Annotated in this window: 21 protein-coding genes; 18 read left to right on the top strand and 3 right to left on the bottom strand. The window is 62.4% G+C overall.

The window, feature by feature from the left end:
* Window positions 1–87 precede the first annotated feature (87 nt).
* Genes CK910_RS21295 through CK910_RS21285 form a run of 3 tightly spaced genes read right to left on the bottom strand, consistent with a single transcriptional unit; the run spans window position 88 to window position 1,199 of the window.
* Window positions 88–273 (bottom strand): hypothetical protein, encoded by a 186-nt coding sequence (locus CK910_RS21295; protein ID WP_098984620.1) that lies wholly within the window; start codon window positions 271–273, stop codon window positions 88–90.
* Window positions 274–300: 27 nt separating this feature from the next.
* Window positions 301–888 (bottom strand): NifB/NifX family molybdenum-iron cluster-binding protein, encoded by a 588-nt coding sequence (locus CK910_RS21290; protein ID WP_098984619.1) that lies wholly within the window; start codon window positions 886–888, stop codon window positions 301–303.
* Window positions 885–1,199 (bottom strand): DUF134 domain-containing protein, encoded by a 315-nt coding sequence (locus tag CK910_RS21285; RefSeq protein ID WP_098984618.1) that lies wholly within the window; start codon window positions 1,197–1,199, stop codon window positions 885–887. The genes CK910_RS21290 and CK910_RS21285 overlap by 4 nt, the downstream gene beginning before the upstream one ends.
* Before the next feature lie 267 nt (window positions 1,200–1,466).
* Here CK910_RS21285 and CK910_RS21280 point away from each other — a divergent pair, with 267 nt between their 5' ends.
* The 18 genes from CK910_RS21280 (at window position 1,467) to fliP (ending at window position 18,076) form a co-directional block, all read left to right on the top strand.
* Complete coding sequence (locus tag CK910_RS21280) at window positions 1,467–1,835, top strand: ArsR/SmtB family transcription factor (protein WP_098984617.1); 369 nt, start codon at window positions 1,467–1,469, stop codon at window positions 1,833–1,835.
* Between the two features lie 4 nt (window positions 1,836–1,839).
* Window positions 1,840–2,208, top strand: coding sequence for an arsenite efflux transporter metallochaperone ArsD (gene arsD, locus CK910_RS21275; RefSeq protein ID WP_098984616.1), 369 nt, complete (start codon window positions 1,840–1,842; stop codon window positions 2,206–2,208).
* Window positions 2,209–2,268: 60 nt separating this feature from the next.
* On the top strand, window positions 2,269–4,035 hold the full coding sequence (gene arsA, locus CK910_RS21270; protein ID WP_098984615.1) for an arsenical pump-driving ATPase: 1,767 nt from the start codon (window positions 2,269–2,271) through the stop codon (window positions 4,033–4,035).
* A 122-nt stretch (window positions 4,036–4,157) separates the two neighbouring features.
* Complete coding sequence (gene arsB, locus CK910_RS21265; protein WP_043134678.1) at window positions 4,158–5,222, top strand: ACR3 family arsenite efflux transporter; 1,065 nt, start codon at window positions 4,158–4,160, stop codon at window positions 5,220–5,222.
* A gap of 49 nt (window positions 5,223–5,271) precedes the next feature.
* The gene (gene arsC / locus CK910_RS21260; RefSeq protein WP_098984614.1) at window positions 5,272–5,700 is read left to right on the top strand and encodes a glutaredoxin-dependent arsenate reductase; all 429 of its coding nucleotides are present in this window, start codon (window positions 5,272–5,274) and stop codon (window positions 5,698–5,700) included.
* 177 nt (window positions 5,701–5,877) lie between these two features.
* Window positions 5,878–6,657, top strand: coding sequence for a beta cell expansion factor BefA (gene befA / locus CK910_RS21255; RefSeq protein ID WP_098984613.1), 780 nt, complete (start codon window positions 5,878–5,880; stop codon window positions 6,655–6,657).
* A 190-nt stretch (window positions 6,658–6,847) separates the two neighbouring features.
* Complete coding sequence (gene fliE / locus CK910_RS21250) at window positions 6,848–7,165, top strand: flagellar hook-basal body complex protein FliE (RefSeq protein ID WP_043134682.1); 318 nt, start codon at window positions 6,848–6,850, stop codon at window positions 7,163–7,165.
* A 58-nt stretch (window positions 7,166–7,223) separates the two neighbouring features.
* The gene (gene fliF / locus CK910_RS21245) at window positions 7,224–8,936 is read left to right on the top strand and encodes a flagellar basal-body MS-ring/collar protein FliF (RefSeq protein WP_172955386.1); all 1,713 of its coding nucleotides are present in this window, start codon (window positions 7,224–7,226) and stop codon (window positions 8,934–8,936) included.
* A complete protein-coding gene (gene fliG / locus CK910_RS21240) occupies window positions 8,929–9,990 on the top strand; it encodes a flagellar motor switch protein FliG (protein ID WP_098984612.1) in 1,062 nt (353 codons plus the stop codon). Before fliF ends, fliG begins: the two co-directional genes overlap by 8 nt.
* Window positions 9,991–10,058: 68 nt before the next feature.
* Window positions 10,059–10,847 (top strand): flagellar assembly protein FliH, encoded by a 789-nt coding sequence (gene fliH, locus CK910_RS21235; RefSeq protein ID WP_098984611.1) that lies wholly within the window; start codon window positions 10,059–10,061, stop codon window positions 10,845–10,847.
* A gap of 71 nt (window positions 10,848–10,918) precedes the next feature.
* Window positions 10,919–12,250 (top strand): flagellar protein export ATPase FliI, encoded by a 1,332-nt coding sequence (gene fliI, locus CK910_RS21230; protein ID WP_043134686.1) that lies wholly within the window; start codon window positions 10,919–10,921, stop codon window positions 12,248–12,250.
* Between the two features lie 26 nt (window positions 12,251–12,276).
* Window positions 12,277–12,717, top strand: a complete 441-nt coding sequence (gene fliJ / locus CK910_RS21225) for a flagellar export protein FliJ (RefSeq protein ID WP_042871992.1) — start codon at window positions 12,277–12,279, stop codon at window positions 12,715–12,717.
* A gap of 92 nt (window positions 12,718–12,809) precedes the next feature.
* A complete protein-coding gene (locus tag CK910_RS21220; protein WP_098984610.1) occupies window positions 12,810–14,765 on the top strand; it encodes a flagellar hook-length control protein FliK in 1,956 nt (651 codons plus the stop codon).
* A gap of 57 nt (window positions 14,766–14,822) precedes the next feature.
* Window positions 14,823–15,341: a flagellar basal body-associated protein FliL gene (fliL, locus tag CK910_RS21215; protein ID WP_098984609.1), complete on the top strand. Its 519-nt coding sequence runs from the start codon at window positions 14,823–14,825 to the stop codon at window positions 15,339–15,341.
* A gap of 9 nt (window positions 15,342–15,350) precedes the next feature.
* A complete protein-coding gene (gene fliM, locus CK910_RS21210; RefSeq protein ID WP_043134689.1) occupies window positions 15,351–16,421 on the top strand; it encodes a flagellar motor switch protein FliM in 1,071 nt (356 codons plus the stop codon).
* Window positions 16,422–16,472: 51 nt separating this feature from the next.
* A complete protein-coding gene (fliN, locus tag CK910_RS21205) occupies window positions 16,473–16,865 on the top strand; it encodes a flagellar motor switch protein FliN (RefSeq protein ID WP_017412373.1) in 393 nt (130 codons plus the stop codon).
* Window positions 16,866–16,926: 61 nt separating this feature from the next.
* On the top strand, window positions 16,927–17,310 hold the full coding sequence (fliO, locus tag CK910_RS21200; protein ID WP_043134690.1) for a flagellar biosynthetic protein FliO: 384 nt from the start codon (window positions 16,927–16,929) through the stop codon (window positions 17,308–17,310).
* The gene (gene fliP / locus CK910_RS21195) at window positions 17,297–18,076 is read left to right on the top strand and encodes a flagellar type III secretion system pore protein FliP (protein ID WP_098984608.1); all 780 of its coding nucleotides are present in this window, start codon (window positions 17,297–17,299) and stop codon (window positions 18,074–18,076) included. Before fliO ends, fliP begins: the two co-directional genes overlap by 14 nt.
* The last annotated feature ends 17 nt before the right edge of the window (window positions 18,077–18,093 follow it).

The raw sequence follows: 18,093 nt of genomic DNA, 5'->3' as shown, positions 1-18,093 counted from the left end.
GAAACAGAGAGGGGGCGCCAGCAGGTGCCCCCTCTCTGTTTCTCGGGTCCGGGTATCAGGCATTGCGCCAATCGCTACCGTGCCCGCTTATGGCTTGGGCGGCGGCTCGCTGATTTGGTAGAGGTGATCGGCACAGGCGCTGGAGCAGCCGCAGGGGCGCACCTCTCTCTCTTCCCGCTTCTGGGCAAGCCGGTATTGGCGCCACCAGATGATGGTGCCCATGGCAAGGATCAGCACGAACGAGGCGAGCAGACTCAACAACCAGATGGACATGATCTCTTCTCCTTGCCGGTGATGGTATTAGTGGTGATGGCAGCAACCGCCTTGTTGATCGGCCTCCTTACTGCCGTGGCAACAAGTATGGCCTTCCCGTGGGGTATCTGCCTGATTGTCACCACTAACGCAACAATGACCTGATTCACTGTCGCATTCACCGTTGCAATGGGCAGGACTCTGGCTGTGTCCCACGCTGGTGGGGTGGATGGCGCGGATCGCAGACTTGCTCTGATGACGGCGAGACGGACGGCCCTGACTGGCATCTGTGAGCAGCTGTAGATTGGCGGGAGCCAGCAGCACGGGCAGCGGCAGGCGGGCAGAGCGGCACTGCAGCACCCGGATATTGGCCGCCAGCAGGCGTCCCAGCATCCGCTCACCGATATTGCGCACCACCACCTGACCCACCTGATGATGGGCGAGAGCGTCGAGCAGCTCCTGCTTGCCGTGGCAGCCTTCGGCAGCGGCCGGGTTGGCCAGTGTCGCGATGACGTTTCCCTCAGGGCTCAGGATCTGCAACTGCTCGGCACGGGTAAAGTGCCCGGCCAGCAGCCCCTGACTCAGCATCAGGGCGCTGTTGCAGGGGTTGGTGGCTATGGTTGTGACAGAATTCATGTCGGATCTTCTCCACTGGCTTGATGGTCGGGCTCGGCGGGTTGCATCATCAATGCCTTGCCCAGACTCAGACACTCCACCACCTTGTAGCGCGCTTTTTTCAGGATATTGGCCAGGGTCTGACGGGAGACGCCCATCACCAGGGCGGCCTGCTGCTGCTGCATGCCTTCCAGATCCACCAGCCGCAGCGCCTCGAACTCGTCGGCGGCCAGAGTGATCTGTTCCAGCTGGTGCATGGGGCGGCCATTGGGCTTGAAACAGCTGTTGGCAGGGCGGCCACAGATCTGGCGGGCAATCTTGGGTCTCGGCATGGTAGCTCCTGACTGGCATATGCCACATACCCCCATAGTAGTTGGCATATGCCAGTTAAGGGAAGATGTGATTAGGGTACATGATCGGCTGATCCGCACGCGCAGCATGAGCGGTGGCAGCGTATCGCCCTGATGTGATGTGATGTGATGTGGCGCCGTGACGCCTGTGGGCAAGGTGGCTCAGTCGTCGGGTGTTGCTCGCAACTTGATCATTTCAATAGTTCTTGTATAGTTGAAATTATGAGTCTGAGAACAAGGGTGAACAGTATGAACAAAGAGATGGCCACCAAGGTGTTTGAATCGCTCGCCTCCGGTATTCGACTGGATGTGTGGCGGCTGCTGGTGAAAGCGGGGCTGGATGGGCGGGTCGCCGGCGAACTGGCCAGCGAGCTCGATGTCGCTCCCAATACCCTGTCGTTTCACCTCAAGGCCATGCTCAATGCCGGTCTGCTGTCGGTGGCGCAAGAGGGGCGTTTTCTGCGCTACCGCGCCAACATTCCCCTGATGCTGGACTTGATCGGTTATCTCACCGAGGAGTGCTGCGCCGGCCACCCCGAGGCGTGCGGCATGATGCGCGCCGAGTCAGTTTGCTCCCCCCATGTTCTGCCTGCGCAGCCCTGCTGCAACAAGGAGTAATTCCATGTCAGCCATTCAGATTTTTGATCCCGCCCTCTGTTGCTCCAGCGGAGTCTGCGGTACTCAGGTCGAGCAGGCGCTGGTCACCTTCGCCGCCGACCTGGCCTGGGCCAAGGAGCAGGGGGTAGTCATCGAGCGTTTCAATCTGGCCCAGCAACCGATGCAGTTTGCCGAGACGCCGGCCGTCAGCGCCTTTCTGACCCATGCGGGGGAGGAGGGGCTGCCGCTGGTGCTGGTGGAGGGGCAGGTGGTGCTGACCGGCCGTTATCCGAGCCGCAGCGAGCTGGCCCGCTATGCCGGGCTGCCTGCGCCGCAAGCGGCCATCAAGGAGATCGTCAAAGGTGATTGCTGCTCCGACAGCGGTTGCTGCTGAGCTCCTGCGTCAACCCAGATTGCCCAGCCGGGCTCGCCACTCTGTCGACAGGAGTTCGTCATGTTTCAGTTTCTGACCGATCCGCCCCCCTTTCTCTTCTTCACCGGCAAGGGCGGGGTGGGCAAGACCTCGCTGGCCTGCACCAGTGCCGTGGCACTGTGCGATGCCGGCAAGCGGGTGCTGCTGGTGAGCACGGATCCCGCCTCCAACGTGGGGCAGGTGTTTGCCACCACCATCGGTAATCACATCACCGCCATCCCGGCTGTGCCGGGGTTGTCGGCGCTGGAGATAGACCCCCCCGCGGCGGCCAGGGCCTATCGGGAGCGGATCGTCGGGCCTGTTCGCAGCAAGTTGCCCGAGAGCGTGGTGCGCAGCATAGAGGAGCAGCTCTCCGGCGCCTGCACCACAGAGATTGCCGCCTTTGACGAGTTCACCGCCCTGCTGACCGATCCGGCGCTGCTGGCCGAGTATGACCATATAGTGTTCGATACGGCGCCCACAGGCCACACCATACGCCTGCTGCAACTGCCGGGGGCCTGGAGCGAGTTTCTGGAGCAGGGCAAGGGGGATGCCTCCTGCCTTGGCCCGCTGGCGGGGCTGGAGAAGCAGCGCAGCCAGTATGCCGACGCCGTCGCCGCGCTGGCGGATGCAGCCCACACCCGGCTGGTGCTGGTGGCTCGCGCCCAAAGTTCCACCCTGCGGGAAGTGGCCCGCACCCACGAGGAGCTGGCCGCCATCGGGCTCATGAATCAGCAGCTCGTCATCAATGGCCTCTTCCCCGAGTCTGCCATCGCCGGTGATGCTCTGGCCCAGGCCCTCTGGCAGCGTGAGCAGCAGGCCCTCTCTACCATGCCGCTGGCCCTCAGGGCCCTGGCGCAGGATCCGATCCCGCTGCTTGCCACCAATCTGGTGGGCGTTGAGAGTCTGCGTCAGTTGCTGCAACCCTGTGCATCCAAAGGGAGCGACGTCTCCGTTGCCCAGCCTCACGACAGTGTGACCCAACCCGATCTGGGGACGCTGGTGGACGAGCTGGCCGCCGATGGCCACGGCCTCATCATGCTGATGGGCAAGGGTGGAGTGGGCAAGACCACCTTGGCGGCCGCCGTGGCGGTGGAGCTGGCCAGTCGCGGCCTGCCGGTGCACCTCACCACCTCGGATCCCGCCGCTCACCTGAGCGAGACGCTGGCAGGCAGCCTGCCCCATCTCGAGGTGAGCCGCATCGACCCCCACGCCGAGACCGAACGTTACCGCGCCCAGGTACTGGCCACCAAGGGGGCGGCGCTGGACGAGCAGGGGAGGGCGCTGCTGGAGGAGGATCTGCGCTCCCCCTGTACCGAGGAGATCGCCGTGTTTCAGGCCTTCTCGCGCATCATACGCGAGGCGGGCAAGCGCTTCGTGGTGATGGATACCGCCCCCACGGGCCACACCCTGCTTCTGCTCGACGCCACCGGCGCCTATCACAGAGAGATCGCTCGCCAGATGGGCAGCAAGGGGCTGCACTTCACCACCCCCATGATGCAGCTGCAGGACCCCAAACAGACCAAGGTGCTGATCGTCACCCTGCCCGAGCCCACGCCGGTGCAGGAGGCGGCCAACCTGCAGGCCGACTTGCGCCGCGCCGGTATCGAGCCCTGGGGCTGGCTCATCAACCACAGTTTGCAGCAGGAGGCGGTCAGCTCGCCTTTGCTGCAACTGCGGGCCGAGCGCCAGTTGCCCCATATCGAGGCGGTCGAACAGTTGCACGCCAGCCGCTACGCAGTGGTGCCGCTGCTGGCCGAAGAGCCGGTGGGGCCGGACGCCCTGCGCCGCCTCTGTCAGCACCATTGAATCGCTGGCCCGGTGCGTTGCCGGGGCGGCTTGAATATGCCGTCAACTTGTCATGAACCCTTTTGTTGAACCTTGTTTTGAACAAATAGAAGATGCGGGATTGCGCCGCATCGGGAGCTTTTATGTCTGCAATCTGTGATGCCAAGGCAGCCCCTGCCATCGGCTTTTTTGAACGTTATCTCACCGCCTGGGTGCTGCTCTGCATTCTGGTGGGCATTGGTCTGGGGCAGGGATTGCCGGATCTGTTCAAGGCGATCGGCGCCATGGAGGTGGCCAAGGTCAACCTGCCGGTGGGGCTGCTCATCTGGGTGATGATCATCCCCATGCTGCTCAAGATCGACTTTGGGGCCCTGCATCAGGTGAAGGGCCATATGAAGGGGATAGGCGTCACCCTCTTCATCAACTGGCTGGTCAAGCCCTTCTCCATGGCCTTTCTCGGCTGGCTCTTCATCCGCGTGCTGTTTGCCGACTGGCTGCCGGCGGATCAACTGGACAGCTACGTGGCGGGCCTGATCCTGCTGGCGGCGGCGCCCTGCACCGCCATGGTATTTGTCTGGAGTCGCCTCACCAACGGCGATCCCTACTTCACCCTGTCGCAGGTGGCGGTGAACGACCTCATCATGGTGTTTGCCTTCGCCCCGCTGGTGGCGCTGCTGCTCGGGGTCTCCAGCATAGTGGTGCCCTGGGATACCCTGCTCACCTCTGTGGTGCTCTATATCGTCATCCCTGTGGTCATCGCCCAGTTGCTGCGCAAGGCGCTGCTGAAAAAGGGGCAGGCCAGTTTCGATGGTGTCATGGCCCGTATCCAGCCCTGGTCGGTGGCGGCCCTGTTGCTCACCCTGGTGCTGTTGTTCGCCTTTCAGGGCAACGCCATCATGGAGCAGCCGCTGGTCATCGCCCTGCTGGCGGTGCCGATCCTGATCCAGGTGCTGTTCAACTCGGGACTCGCCTACTGGCTCAACCGCAAGGTGGGGGAGAAGCACTCGGTGGCCGGCCCCTCTGCCCTGATAGGGGCATCGAATTTCTTCGAGCTGGCGGTGGCCGCCGCCATCAGCCTGTTCGGCTTTCACTCCGGCGCGGCGCTCGCCACTGTCGTCGGCGTGTTGATCGAGGTGCCTGTCATGCTGCTGGTGGTGCGCGTGGTCAACGCCAGCAAACCCTGGTACGAGGCGGGTCTGCGCCGCTAACCCTTTTTATCCAATGTTTTTATTCACTTAAGCCATGAGAGACACGCAAATGAGTGCAATCACCATCTATCACAACCCGGAATGTGGTACCTCCCGCAACACCCTGGCGCTTATTCGCAACAGCGGCGTCGAGCCCACCGTCATCCACTATCTGGAGACGCCGCCTTCCCGCGACCAGCTGGTGGCGCTGATCGCCGCCATGGGGATGCCGGTGCGCGAGCTGCTGCGCAAGAACGTACCCCCCTACGAGGCGCTCGGGCTGGCGGAAGGTAGCGTCAGCGATGAGGCGCTTATCGATGCCATGCTGGCCCATCCGATCCTTATCAACCGCCCCATAGTCGTCACGCCCCTTGGCACCAGGCTGTGCCGCCCGTCGGAGCTGGTGCTCGATATTTTGCCCGATCAGCAAAAAGGGGCCTTCGCCAAGGAGGATGGTGAGCAGGTGGTGGATGCGAGCGGCAAGCGCCTCAAGTCATAAGCGCAGACATGAGCAATGATCACGAGGGCGCCAGGCGCCCTCGTGCACAGGCGCTCGAGTGTCGATGGCGGCCAGGGGCTGCCTCACTGCTTGACCGCGCCGTGAGCATAGCCCGATCCGGCGTCGTCCAAATCTGCTACTGTGACCATCGACTCATCACAGAAGGTGGAGAACAGCATGAAGATTCAATTCCTGGTGATTGCAACGACGCTGGCACTGGCGTCGACCCCCGGTCTGGCCGATTGGGCGAAACTGAAGGCGGCCGCGACCGACCTGGGGACTGCTGTGAGTGACACCAGCAAGGAGGCGTGGCGGAGTGTCACCGACTTCTCCAAGGCGACCTGGGCGTCCGTCTCACAGTGGGGCTCGGAGGCGTTCAACACCGCCGGGGTCTGGACCGACAAGAGCATGGCGACCGGCAAGGAGTGGCTGGTGGTGGCCGACAAGAAACTCGACGAGATGCTCGAGCCCAAGACGGCCGAGGAGGCACGGCTCGCCCTCGATACCATGGCCGATACCGCGCTGGTGCGACTGTTCAACCAGCAACCTTCCGCCAAGTTGTTGTTTGACAAGGCCTATGGCTATGCGGTGTTCGACTCGCGCAAGTTCTCCCTGATGCTGCACACCAATCAGGGCGCCGGGGTGGCGGTCAATCGCACCAGCGGCAAGCACACCTACATGAAGATGTTCGGCGCCGGGCTCGCGGCCGGGCTCGGCGGCAAGTTCTACCAGCAGGTGATCCTGTTTGAAGACAAGGCCAGGTTCGACGCCTTCGTGACCCAGGGCTGGGAGGCCACCTCGGAGGTGGGAGCCGTGGCGGGCAAGGAGAGCGCCGAGCTCAGAGCCAAATACAACGGCGGCATGGCCATCTACCAGATCGGCGAGAAGGGCTTGCTGCTCGATGCCAACATCTCGGGATCCAAATACTGGGTGGACGAGGATCTGACCAAAAAGTAGGATGCCGCTCATCCCCCGAACATGGCCCGCATGATGCGGGCCATGTTCGTTGTGCTCCGCCTTGCTGAAATCTTGCCCTCACACCGGCTGCCTTGCGTTCGTTTCATGCCCCTCATCACCCGCCTCGAGCGCATTGGCACTCTAATTGCTTATTCGCTGTCAGCGTCAATGATTTGTCTGGGGATGAAATATGGAAATTAGTGCAAGCAGCCTGATGCAAGAGATGCAGGCACTCAAGGTGGAATCCGGGGCGACACCGCTGGCTCAGCCCGGTCGTCAGGTCACGTCCGACTTTGGTCAGTTGCTGCAGCAGGCCCTCGGCAACGTCAACGAGTTGCAAGGGGCCGCCAACGATCTGCGTACTCGCTTCGACATGGGTGACAAGTCTATCGACCTGTCCGAGGTGATGATCGCCGGCCAGAAATCTTCCATCGCCTTCGAGGCGACTGTGCAGGTGCGTAACAAGATGGTCGATGCCTACAAGACCATCATGAACATGCCGGTATAAGGATCGCAAATCGTGGTGACTGAGCATCATGAACATGTCAGCAATAAGGACATAAATCGTGGCTACTGACCAAAACGGCGAACTGCTGATGAACGATGAGGGCTCCGCCGCCCTCGATGAAAATGAGCAGAAGAGCTCCGCACTCGGCTTCCTGTCCAACACGGATGTGCTGCGGCAAATCACCCTGATCCTGGGGCTGGCCATCTGCCTGTCGATCGCCGTTTTCATCCTGCTGTGGGGCAAGGAGCCGGACATGCGGCCGCTTGGCACCTACAGTACCCAGGAGCTGGTGTCGACCCTCGATTATCTGGATCAGCAGAAGATCCCCTATGAGGTGGATGGCAAGAGCGTGCTGGTCAACGCCGAAAAATATGCCGATATCCGCCTGCGCCTGACCCGTGCCGGTCTCGCCACCAATACCGATGCCAGCAACGATGGCGAGTCCATCCTGCTCAAGGATTCCAGCTTCGGCGTCAGCCAGCGCATGGAGACGGAGCGCCTCAAGCTGAGCCGCGAGCGTCAGCTGGCGAGCGCCATCGAGCAGTTCCAGAATGTGGCCAAGGCCCAGGTGCTGCTGGCCATTCCGAAAGACAACGTGTTTGCCCGCAACGAGCGCAAGCCCAGCGCGACTGTGGTGCTGAACCTCAAGGGCAACGCCCTCGGCCAGGGGGAAGTGGACTCCATCGTCGACATGGTCGCCTCCGCCGTGCACGGCCTGGAGCCGACCCGCGTCACTGTGACCGATCAGAACGGCCGCCTGCTCAACTCGGGTTCCCAGGATCCCGTCTCTGCCCAGACTCGCAAGGAGTTTGCGATGCAGCAGAAGCAGGAGGTGGAGTACAAACAAAAAATTGACGCCATCCTGATCCCCGTGCTCGGCGCCGACAATTATACGGCGGAGGTTGACCTTTCCCTCGACTTCTCCCAGCAGGAACAGACCCGCAAGACCTACAACCCGGACTTGCCGGCCGTGCGCTCCGAGATGACCCTGGAAGAAAACAGCGCCAATGGCAGCAGCGGCGGTGTACCCGGCGCCCTCTCCAACCAGCCGCCTGCCGCCTCCAATATTCCCCAGCAGGCGACCGGTCCCAATGCCGATGCCAGCGCCGCTGCCTCCGGCCGCTCCCGCAAGGAGGCGACCCGCAACTTCGAACTGGATACCACAGTCAGCCATATCCGGCGCCAGATGGGCGGCATTCGCCGCATGACGGTCTCGGTCGCGGTGGATTACAAATCAATCACCGCCGCCGACGGCAAGGTGACCCGCGAGGCGCGCACCCAGCCAGAGCTCGATACCCTGCGCCGTTTGCTGAGCGGCGGGCTTGGCTTTGACGTGACCCGCGGTGATACTCTGGAAGTGGTCGCCATCCCGTTCAACCGGCCAGAGCTTGAGAACGTGGCCGAAGCGCCCATCTACGAGCAGCCCTGGTTCTGGCGCGCGGTGCGCATCGCCGCCTCTGTGCTGGTCATCATAGTGTTGATCGTGACAGTGGTGCGCCCCATGCTCAAACGCCTGCTCTACCCGGATGCACGTCCGGAAGGGGATCTGGATATGGACAACAGCATAGTGCTGGGTGGGGATGACGAGCTCAGTCTGCTGGCGGCTCAGGCCGATTCCGAGCCTGTGTTCGGGGTACGTGACGGCCATCTGAAACTGCCGGATCTGCACCGTGACGAGGACTTGCTCAAGGCGGTGCGTGCGCTGGTGGCGAACGAACCGGATCTGGCCGCACAGGTCATTAAAGAATGGGTAACGAACAAAGATGCCTGAAGAAAGTAAGACCCAAGTCACCGGCAATGACATTACCGACAGCCAGCGCCAGATCCTGGACCAGATGAGCGGGATGGAGATGGCGGCTGTGCTGATGCTGAGCCTCAACGAAGAGGATGCCGCCCAGATCTTCCGTCACCTCGAGCCCAAGCAGGTGCAGCGGCTCGGCATGTCCATGGCCTCCATGTCGGATTTCAGTCACGACCGGGTGGCGGCGGTGCACCGTCAATTCATCGACGATATCCAGAAGTACACCAATATCGGTATCGGCAGCGAAGACTTCGTGCGCAAGGCGCTGGTGGCCGCCCTTGGCGAAGACAAGGCCAGCAACCTGGTGGATCAGATCATCCTGGGTTCCGGTGCCCGTGGCCTCGATTCCCTCAAGTGGATGGATGCCCGCCAGGTGGCCAGCATCATCCAGAACGAACACCCGCAGATCCAGACCATAGTGCTCTCCTATCTGGAGCCGGAGCAGTCCGCCGAGATCCTGAGCCAGTTCCCGGAGCAGGTACGCCTGGATCTGGTGATGCGGATCGCCAACCTGGAAGAGGTGCAACCGGCGGCGTTGCAAGAGTTGAACGACATCATGGAGAAACAGTTCGCCGGTGCAGCGGGTGCCCAGGCAGCCAAGATGGGCGGCCTGAAGGCGGCGGCCAACATCATGAACTACCTGGATACCAACATCGAAGGCCAGCTGATGGACTCCATCCGCGAGTCGGACGAAGAGATGAGCCAGCAGATCCAGGATTTGATGTTCGTGTTCGAAAACCTCATCGATGTGGACGATCGCGGCATCCAGACCATGCTGCGGGAAGTGCCGGGGGATCTGCTGCAACGGGCCCTCAAGGGCTCGGACGATCAGATGCGCGAGAAGGTATTCAAGAACATGTCCAAGCGGGCCGCCGAGATGCTGGCGGACGATCTGGAGGCCATGGGGCCTATCCGGGTCTCCGAAGTGGAAGCGGCCCAGAAAGAGATCCTCTCCATCGCCCGCCGTCTGGCGGATGCCGGCGAGATCATGCTGGGTGCCGGTGGCGGCGAGGAGTTCCTCTAAACCATGGACCATCAATTCTACCGTTTCGCCGGGCCGCAGCTGGCGGTGGCGAGGAGCGCCTCTAAAGCATGAACAACAAGCTGCGTGGCTATGTACGTCCCGACGGGGACGACGCCCGGGTCGAGGCCTGGGGCTGGCCCGAGATGGAGGTCGAATCCGAGGTCGAGACCAATGCCCTCGGGCTGACGCCGGACTGGTATCGGCAGGAGGAAGAGGCGCCGGTCGAGGAGCCGGCAGAGGAGCCGACTCCCAGCATCACGGCAGAAGAGCTGGAAGCCATCCGTCAGGCCGCCTGGGACGAGGGCATGGCCGAAGGCCAGGCCGCCGGCTTTGCCAAGGGGCTGGAGGAGGGCAAGCTGGAAGGCCTGCAACAGGGCCATGCCGCCGGACTGGAGCAGGGCAAGGAGGAGGGACTGGCCATGGGCCGCGAGCTGGTGGATCAGCAACTGGCCCACTGGCAGTCACTGGTCGATCGTCTCGCCACCCCCCTCAACGAGCTGGATCAGGCGGTGGAGCAGCAACTCATCGCCCTGGTGCTGCAGTTGACCCGCGCCCTCATCCGGCACGAGGCAGAGACGTCCCCCCGCATCCTGCTGGAGGCCCTCAAACAGGGGCTGGCCTTGCTGCCTGCCGCCGAGCAGGGGGTCACCCTGATGCTGCATCCCGATGACATCACCCGGGTCGAGCAGGCGTTCGGGGTGGAAGAGTGCGCCAAGCGTCACTGGCGGCTGCTAAGCGATCCCACCCTCTCCCCCGGCGACTTGCAGCTGGCGACCGAGCTCTCCAGCATCGACCTGACGCTGGCGGGACGCATCGACCAGCTGCTGCGCAACTTCTTGCGGGACAATCACGAATAACCGGCGGCGGGCCGGTGCAAGCCAGCCCGTTGCAGGCATGACCCATCTCAATATCGCTTTCAGGAGGCCAGATGAGCGGCTCGTTACTCACTCGGTTGCAAGGGTATCGGGTGCGCGATATCGCGCCCAAGCCGCCCGTCGCCGGCAAGTTGACCCGGGTGGTGGGCCTCACGCTGGAAGCCATCGGCTGCCGCGCCGCCATCGGCGCCCTCTGTCGCATCGATACCCAGGACGGCATGCTGGAGGCCGAAGTGGTGGGTTTCTCCGGCGATCGCCTGTTCCTGATGCCGAGCGAGCAGCTCAAGGGGGTCATCCCGGGTGCCCGTGTGGTGCCCATCACAGAGGAGCACGGCATTCCGGTCGGCATGAACCTGCTGGGCCGGGTCATAGACGGCATAGGCCAGCCGCTTGACGGGCTTGGCCCCATTCTCTCCTCCCAGACGGTGCAGTTTGCCCAGCACCGCATCAATCCGCTCTCCCGCCGACCCATCCATCAACCGATGGACGTGGGCGTGCGCGCCATCAACGCCGTGCTGACCGTGGGTCAGGGCCAGCGGATGGGGCTGTTTGCCGGTTCCGGTGTCGGCAAGTCGGTGCTGCTTGGCATGATGACCCGCGGCTCGGTGGCGGACGTGGTGGTGGTGGGCCTCATCGGTGAGCGGGGCCGGGAAGTGAAAGAGTTTATCGAAGACATTCTGGGGGAGGAGGGGCGTGCCCGCTCCGTGGTGGTGGCGGCCCCGGCCGATGCCTCGCCCCTTATGCGTCTCAAGGGGTGCGAGACGGCGCTCGCCATCGCCGAGTATTTCCGCGATCAGGGGCTCAACGTGCTGCTCTTGATGGATTCGCTGACCCGTTACGCCCAGGCCCAGCGTGAAATCGCGCTGGCGGTGGGCGAGCCGCCAGCGACCAAGGGGTATCCGCCCTCGGTGTTTGCCAAATTACCGGCGCTGGTGGAGCGGGCCGGCAACGGCAGCGACGGCCAAGGCTCCATCACCGCCTTCTTCACAGTATTGACCGAGGGGGATGACTTGCAGGATCCCATCGCCGATGCGGCGCGGGCCATCCTGGACGGCCACATAGTGCTGTCGCGCGAGCTGGCCGATGCGGGCCACTACCCGGCCATCGACATCGAAAAATCCATCAGCCGGGTCATGCCCATGGTCACGTCGCCCCAGCACATGGAGCTGGCGCGGACTCTCAAGCAGTTCTACTCCCTCTATCAGCAGAACCGGGATCTCATCACTATCGGTGCCTACAGCCAGGGTTCGGATCCCCGCATCGATCGCGCCATAATACAAAAACCCTATCTGGATCAGTTCTTGCAGCAGGGAATGCGCGAGGTCATTCACTACGATGAGGGCCTGCAATCCCTGCAACTGGTGGCCATGCCCCTGATGCGTTGACCATATGATGAAGAGGGAAGGCAGTCATGAGTAAAGGCTTGGTGATGTTGTCCGAGCGGCTGGTGGAGGCCGAACAGCAGGCGGCGCTGGCGTTGGCCAAGGCCCAGCAGGATCTGAAAATCTTCATGGAGCAGCAGGAAGCGCTCAACCAGTACCGCCAGATCTACCATCAGCAGTGGACAGATCGCGGTCTGCAGGGCATAGCTGCCCAGCAGAATGCCCAGTATCACGCCTTCATCAACAAACTTGAGCAGGCGGCTACCCAGCAGTACGAAGGTGTGCTGCAGGTGCGCCAGGCACTGGCGTTGCGGCGCGAAGAGTGGCTGGCCGCCCAGCAGAGGCGCAAGGCGGTGGAGCTGCTGCTGGCCAAGCAGGCCGGGCGTGAGCAGCAGAAGGCCCAGCGTCAGGAGCAGAAGATGCTGGATGAGTACGCCATGCTGCGCCGCTTCCATCATTCTGGCCTGTAACTTGCTTTATTCTGCCCATCCAGTGTGCGCCTCACCGCCATCGCGTTCGTGAGGGCCGTACCAGAACCCGATTGTCGTCAGGGATTTTCATCATGATGCAGACACTGCTAACCAATACCCCCCCCGTTCAGGCTGCTGCGCCTGCCGACAAGAGTGCTCAGCTCCCTCCCCCCTCCGACAGCGGTGAACCGACGCCACAGGGTGAGCCGAAAGGCGGCTTTTCCGATGTGATGGCCAAGGCCCAGGCAGAGGGTGCGCCTGTGACCAAGGCCGCTCAGGCTTCTCAGGCGGCTGCGGGCGAGCCGAAGGCTGGTGGTCAGGTCGTCACTGACCCGGTGGCTGGTGACAAAGGTGCCAGTGACAAGCACGCCGATGCCAAATCTTTGGCGAATGCCACCGAAGGCTCGGCGGCCAGCGACGATAAAAAGAAAAAAATGGAGGAGGCCGAGAGCAGCGCCTCTCCCATCGATTTCTTGCAGCGTTTGCAAGATGCCCTCAAGCAGGACACCAGCCTGGTCTCCCCCGCGCCCCTCAACCTGGTTGCGACCGCGCCAGCCGTGGAAACGGACGGCAATATGTTGCCGCAAGCGGGGGAGGACGCAGAGGCGGCCGATGTGCTGGTCGGCGCGGGCGACAAGCCGCTCAGCCTGGATGACAGAAAAGCCGCAACCGGCGCCGCCTTGCAGGCACAACAGGCCGCCAGCCTGCTCAAGGGGGAAGGGGTCGAGGTGCCGGCAGCTGAAGGCGAGGCGCAAGCCATGGAGAGCGATGCTGCCTCTATGGCTGCCCAGCTGAAAGAGGCTGGCAAGGAGCCGAAAGAGGCAGGCAAGGACAAAGGCGCGGCTGGCACCGACAAAGCGGGCAAGGCCGAACTCACCGGCGCCGAGCGGGCCGCCTTGCTGAGCAAGGTGTTGCCGACCGAGGCGGTGGACAAGGCCGCCAAAGGCGAGGGGAACAAGTCCATCGAGATCGATGCCAGCGCCAAACCCGTCACTCCTCCCATGAGCAACAAGGAGGGTGCCGAGAAGGCACCTTCCCAGCGTGCGATGGAGCAGGCCGTGCCCACCCAGACGAGCGCCACCAGGGCGTTTGAAGCGGGTCAGGAGCGGGCTGACACGGATACGCCCCGCTCGGCGGATGGCGCTCAGACCAAGGGTGCTGCCGAGGGGGGCGAGCAGCCCCAGGCCAGGGCGACCACGGCCGCCAAGTCAGAGAGTCCGCTGGCCACCGCTAGCAGCAGCGCCACGGCGCCGGCTGCCCAGCCGCCAGCCGAACCCGTGTTGACGGCCCCGCAACAGGTGCTGGCCAGCAGTGAATCCCAGGGGCCGCAGGCCTCGCTGAGCGCCTTGTCGGCCGGGATCAAGCAGATGGAGGCCAGCGAAGGCCGCGAGTCTGCCAAGGTCAGGAGCGAGGTCAAGGTGGACGTGAAGCAGAAGGTGGCCGAGTTTGGCAAAGGCAGCGCCCTCGGGACCGAGTCCAGCACCCACGACAGTCATCACAGCCAGCAGGTGCAGCAGAACAGCCAGCCCCAGGTGGCCAACAACGACAGCAAACCCACGGTCGACATAGCGGCGCGGCGCGATCCCCAGAATCTGCCCCACCTCAAGCTGGCCAACCCGGAGGCGCCGGCCCAGCTGCACCAGAAGGTGAACCTGATGCTGGCGGACAAGTTGCAGCAGGCGGAGATCCAGCTCGACCCCCTTGGCCTTGGCAAGATGAAGATCCAGATCCAGATTGGCGCCGACAACCAGGCCAACGTGCACTTCGTGGTACAACATGGCCAGACCCGCGAAATGCTGGAGCAGGCCATGCCACGGCTGCGTGATATGCTGGCCGGGCAGGGCATCCAGCTCGGTCAGACCCTGGTGCAACAGCAGCCGCAGCAACAGTCACAGGGTCAGTCGGCCTTTGCCGGACAGGGCCAGCAAGGTCAAAAAGAGAGCGGAACTTTTGCCGAAACAGGCCAAACTGAGGCAGAGGTCACGGCCGCAGGCAGCCGTTTGCTGACGGAATCGACAAACGACAGCGGAATTGATTTCTATGCTTGATGCCAGCCTGAGTAAGTTTATGATATCGAACAAGTTTGAGACTAGGGTGGACAAGGGATGGCAGATGATAACGAACTGACGCTGAAAGACCCGGCGGTAGGCAAGAAAAAGAAGCTGATCATGGTAGTCGCCCTGGCCGTGATTGTGCTGGGTGGCGGTGGTGCCGGTGCCTGGCTGATGTTGTCCGGCGGCGACAAGCCGGCGGCCGAAGCCTCGGCGGAAGGGAAGGATGCCAAGCCCAAGGAGGAGGCGGCCCAGCCCTCGCTCTACGTGGGCATGCCGCGCCCCTTCGTGTTCAACGTCTCGGGTGGCCAGCGGGATCGACTGGTGCAGATCAAGATCCAGCTGATGGTGCGTGGCGCCGCCGACGAGACCCTGGCCAAGCAGAATGTCCCCCTGATCGAAGGCACCCTGCTGCGGGTCTTCAGTGCCGCTACCAGCGAGCAGCTGATGACCTTCGAAGGCAAGGAGAAGCTGCGCAAGGATTCACTGGAAGAGTGCCGTCGGGTGCTCAATGACCTGGTCTCTTCCCCCGTTATCGAACAAGTGCTGTTTACCGGCTTTGTAATGCAATAAGGGTGATGCGTGAGCGATCTGTTAAGTCAGGACGAAATTGATGCCCTCTTGCACGGTGTCGATGATGTCGAAGAGGAAGAGATAGGCGCGGCGGGAGATCCCGGCGTCGCCCAGTTTGACTTCTCCTCCCAGGACCGCATCGTCCGTGGTCGCATGCCGACCCTGGAGCTGGTGAACGAGCGCTTTGCCCGCCACATGCGGATCAGCCTGTTCAACATGATGCGCCGCACCGCCGAGGTCTCCATCAACGGCGTGCAGATGCTCAAGTTCGGCGAGTACGTCCATACCCTGTTCGTGCCGACCAGCCTGAACATGGTGCGCTTCCGTCCGCTCAAGGGCACGGCCCTCATCACCATGGAAGCCCGCCTGGTGTTCATCCTGGTGGAGAACTTCTTCGGCGGCGATGGCCGCTATCACGCCAAGATCGAGGGGCGCGAGTTCACCCCCACCGAGCGGCGCATCATCCAGATGCTGCTCAAGCTGGTGTTTGAGGATTACAAGGATGCCTGGGCGCCGGTGATGGATGTGGGCTTCGAATACCTCGACTCCGAGGTGAACCCTGCCATGGCCAACATCGTCAGCCCCACCGAGGTGATCGTCGTGAGCTCGTTCCACATCGAGCTCGATGGCGGCGGCGGGGATTTCCACGTGGCCATGCCTTACTCCATGCTGGAGCCCATTCGCGAGCTGCTGGATGCCGGTGTGCAGAGCGACAAGGGTGACACGGACGTGCGCTGGAGCAAGGCGCTGCGTGACGAGATCATGGACGTCAAGGTCGAGATCAGAGCCAAGCTGCTGGAGACGGATCTGACCCTGCGCGAGCTGATGGAGCTGCGACCCGGTGACATCATACCGGTGGAGATGCCGGAGAACCTGCTGGTCTATGTGGAAGATTTGCCCACCTTCCACGCCAAGATGGGGCGGACCAAGGAGAATGTGGCGCTCAAGATTACCGACAAACTCAAACGCCCGGAAGGGGTCAAGACAGAGATGCATCTGGTGACCCGGGGCGGTATACGCATCGATGGTGAGGCCGAGCTGGAAGAGCTCGAGCGCAGCATCGAAGATCAACAGCGATAACATGGACTGCCTGTCACGACAGACGGTCACGAAGCAGCATAAGGAAGCAAGATGAGCGGAACTGATGAAGAGGATCTGATGGCGGACGCCTGGGCAGCCGCCCTGGAAGAGCAGGTGATTGCCGAAGCCAAGCCGGCTCCCCTCGAGGAGCTGACCGATGACGCCCCCATCAGTGCCGAGGAGCGGCGCAAGCTCGACACCATACTCGACATCCCGGTTACCATCGCCATGGAAGTGGGCCGTAGCCAGATCAGCATCCGCAATCTGCTGCAGCTGAACCAGGGTTCGGTGGTGGAGCTGGATAGGGTGGCGGGCGAGCCGCTGGACGTGCTGGTCAACGGCACCCTGATCGCCCACGGCGAGGTGGTGGTGGTGAACGACAAGTTCGGTATCCGTCTGACCGATGTCATCAGTCAGATTGAAAGGATCAAGAAACTCAAATGACCAGGATCATTGCGTTGACTGGTCTCATCATCAATCAGGCCGAAAGGATCAACAAACTCACATGATCCGCGCGTTCCCGTTACTGCTGTTGTCCCTCCCGGCACTGGCCAATCCCGGTGCGGGGGCCAATCCCCCCAGCCTCACCTCCTGGCTGCTCTCCAGTCTGATGGTCATAGGCCTCATCCTGGTGCTGGGCTTTCTGCTCAAGAAGAGCAAGATAGCCACCGCCATGGGCGGCGGCCAGATGCGGGTCATCGCCAGCCTGCCGGTGGGTTACAAGGAGAAGCTGCTGGTGGTCAAGGTGGGTGAGCAGCAACTGCTGATCGGGGTGACGCCGCAGCAGGTCAACTTCCTCTATCGCCTGGAGGAGCCGCTGGACGAGAGCCAGCCCCAGGCGTTTTCCCAACAGCTTGGCAAATTGATGGGCAAGCATGAAAAAACCTAACCGCTTATGGTCACAGCTTGGGCTGCTGGTCGGCCTGTTGGCATCCCTGCTCCTGTTGTCACCGCTGGCACTGGCCCAGGATGGCATGTCGGCTGTGACCATCAAGACCATGGCGGACGGCAGTCAGGAATACAGCCTGACCCTGCAAGTGCTGGCGCTGATGACGGCGCTCTCCTTCTTGCCGGCCATGGTCATCATGATGACCTCGTTTACCCGCATCATCATAGTGCTGGGCATACTGCGCCAGGCCATAGGTCTGCAGCAGAGCCCCTCCAACCAGGTGTTGGTCGGCATTGCGCTTTTCATGTCGTTCTTCATCATGTCGCCCGTGCTGGATCGCATCAACAACGAGGCGCTGCAGCCCTATCTGGCCGAGACGATCCAGGCCAAGGAGGCGCTGGAGAAGGCCGAGCTGCCCATCCATCAATTCATGCTGGCCCAGACCCGGATCAAGGATCTCAACACCTTCATGGAGATAGCCAACGTGCAGGTGGACAAGCCCGCCGAGGTGCCGTTGCGGGTGTTGATCCCGGCGTTCGTCACCAGCGAGCTGAAGACCGCCTTCCAGATAGGTTTCATGCTGTTTCTGCCCTTCCTGGTGATAGACCTAGTGGTGGCCAGTATCCTGATGGCCATGGGGATGATGATGCTGTCGCCTATGCTGGTATCACTGCCGTTCAAGCTGATGCTGTTCGTCATGGTGGATGGCTGGAACCTGATCCTGGGATCCCTCGCCAACAGCTTCGGGCTGGGTGCCGGTGGTTAAGGCGGACAAACGCAAGG

This window comes from Aeromonas sp. CA23, assembly GCF_002587065.1.
Taxonomy (GTDB): Bacteria; Pseudomonadota; Gammaproteobacteria; order Enterobacterales; family Aeromonadaceae; genus Aeromonas; species Aeromonas bestiarum.
The sequence above is the reverse complement of the archived record's forward strand: the minus strand, read 5'-3'. Positions and strand labels throughout refer to the sequence as shown.

Bases quoted from the DNA above. Each gene is read 5' to 3' on its own strand.
- CK910_RS21295 (WP_098984620.1), bottom strand. From the start codon at position 273: ATGTCCATCTGGTTGTTGAGTCTGCTCGCCTCGTTCGTGCTGATCCTT.
- CK910_RS21290 (WP_098984619.1), bottom strand. From the start codon at position 888: ATGAATTCTGTCACAACCATAGCCACCAACCCCTGCAACAGCGCCCTG.
- CK910_RS21285 (WP_098984618.1), bottom strand. From the start codon at position 1,199: ATGCCGAGACCCAAGATTGCCCGCCAGATCTGTGGCCGCCCTGCCAAC.
- CK910_RS21280 (WP_098984617.1), top strand. From the start codon at position 1,467: ATGAACAAAGAGATGGCCACCAAGGTGTTTGAATCGCTCGCCTCCGGT.
- arsD (WP_098984616.1), top strand. From the start codon at position 1,840: ATGTCAGCCATTCAGATTTTTGATCCCGCCCTCTGTTGCTCCAGCGGA.
- arsA (WP_098984615.1), top strand. From the start codon at position 2,269: ATGTTTCAGTTTCTGACCGATCCGCCCCCCTTTCTCTTCTTCACCGGC.
- arsB (WP_043134678.1), top strand. From the start codon at position 4,158: ATGTCTGCAATCTGTGATGCCAAGGCAGCCCCTGCCATCGGCTTTTTT.
- arsC (WP_098984614.1), top strand. From the start codon at position 5,272: ATGAGTGCAATCACCATCTATCACAACCCGGAATGTGGTACCTCCCGC.
- befA (WP_098984613.1), top strand. From the start codon at position 5,878: ATGAAGATTCAATTCCTGGTGATTGCAACGACGCTGGCACTGGCGTCG.
- fliE (WP_043134682.1), top strand. From the start codon at position 6,848: ATGGAAATTAGTGCAAGCAGCCTGATGCAAGAGATGCAGGCACTCAAG.
- fliG (WP_098984612.1), top strand. From the start codon at position 8,929: ATGCCTGAAGAAAGTAAGACCCAAGTCACCGGCAATGACATTACCGAC.
- fliH (WP_098984611.1), top strand. From the start codon at position 10,059: ATGAACAACAAGCTGCGTGGCTATGTACGTCCCGACGGGGACGACGCC.
- fliI (WP_043134686.1), top strand. From the start codon at position 10,919: ATGAGCGGCTCGTTACTCACTCGGTTGCAAGGGTATCGGGTGCGCGAT.
- fliJ (WP_042871992.1), top strand. From the start codon at position 12,277: ATGAGTAAAGGCTTGGTGATGTTGTCCGAGCGGCTGGTGGAGGCCGAA.
- CK910_RS21220 (WP_098984610.1), top strand. From the start codon at position 12,810: ATGATGCAGACACTGCTAACCAATACCCCCCCCGTTCAGGCTGCTGCG.
- fliL (WP_098984609.1), top strand. From the start codon at position 14,823: ATGGCAGATGATAACGAACTGACGCTGAAAGACCCGGCGGTAGGCAAG.
- fliN (WP_017412373.1), top strand. From the start codon at position 16,473: ATGAGCGGAACTGATGAAGAGGATCTGATGGCGGACGCCTGGGCAGCC.
- fliO (WP_043134690.1), top strand. From the start codon at position 16,927: ATGATCCGCGCGTTCCCGTTACTGCTGTTGTCCCTCCCGGCACTGGCC.
- fliP (WP_098984608.1), top strand. From the start codon at position 17,297: ATGAAAAAACCTAACCGCTTATGGTCACAGCTTGGGCTGCTGGTCGGC.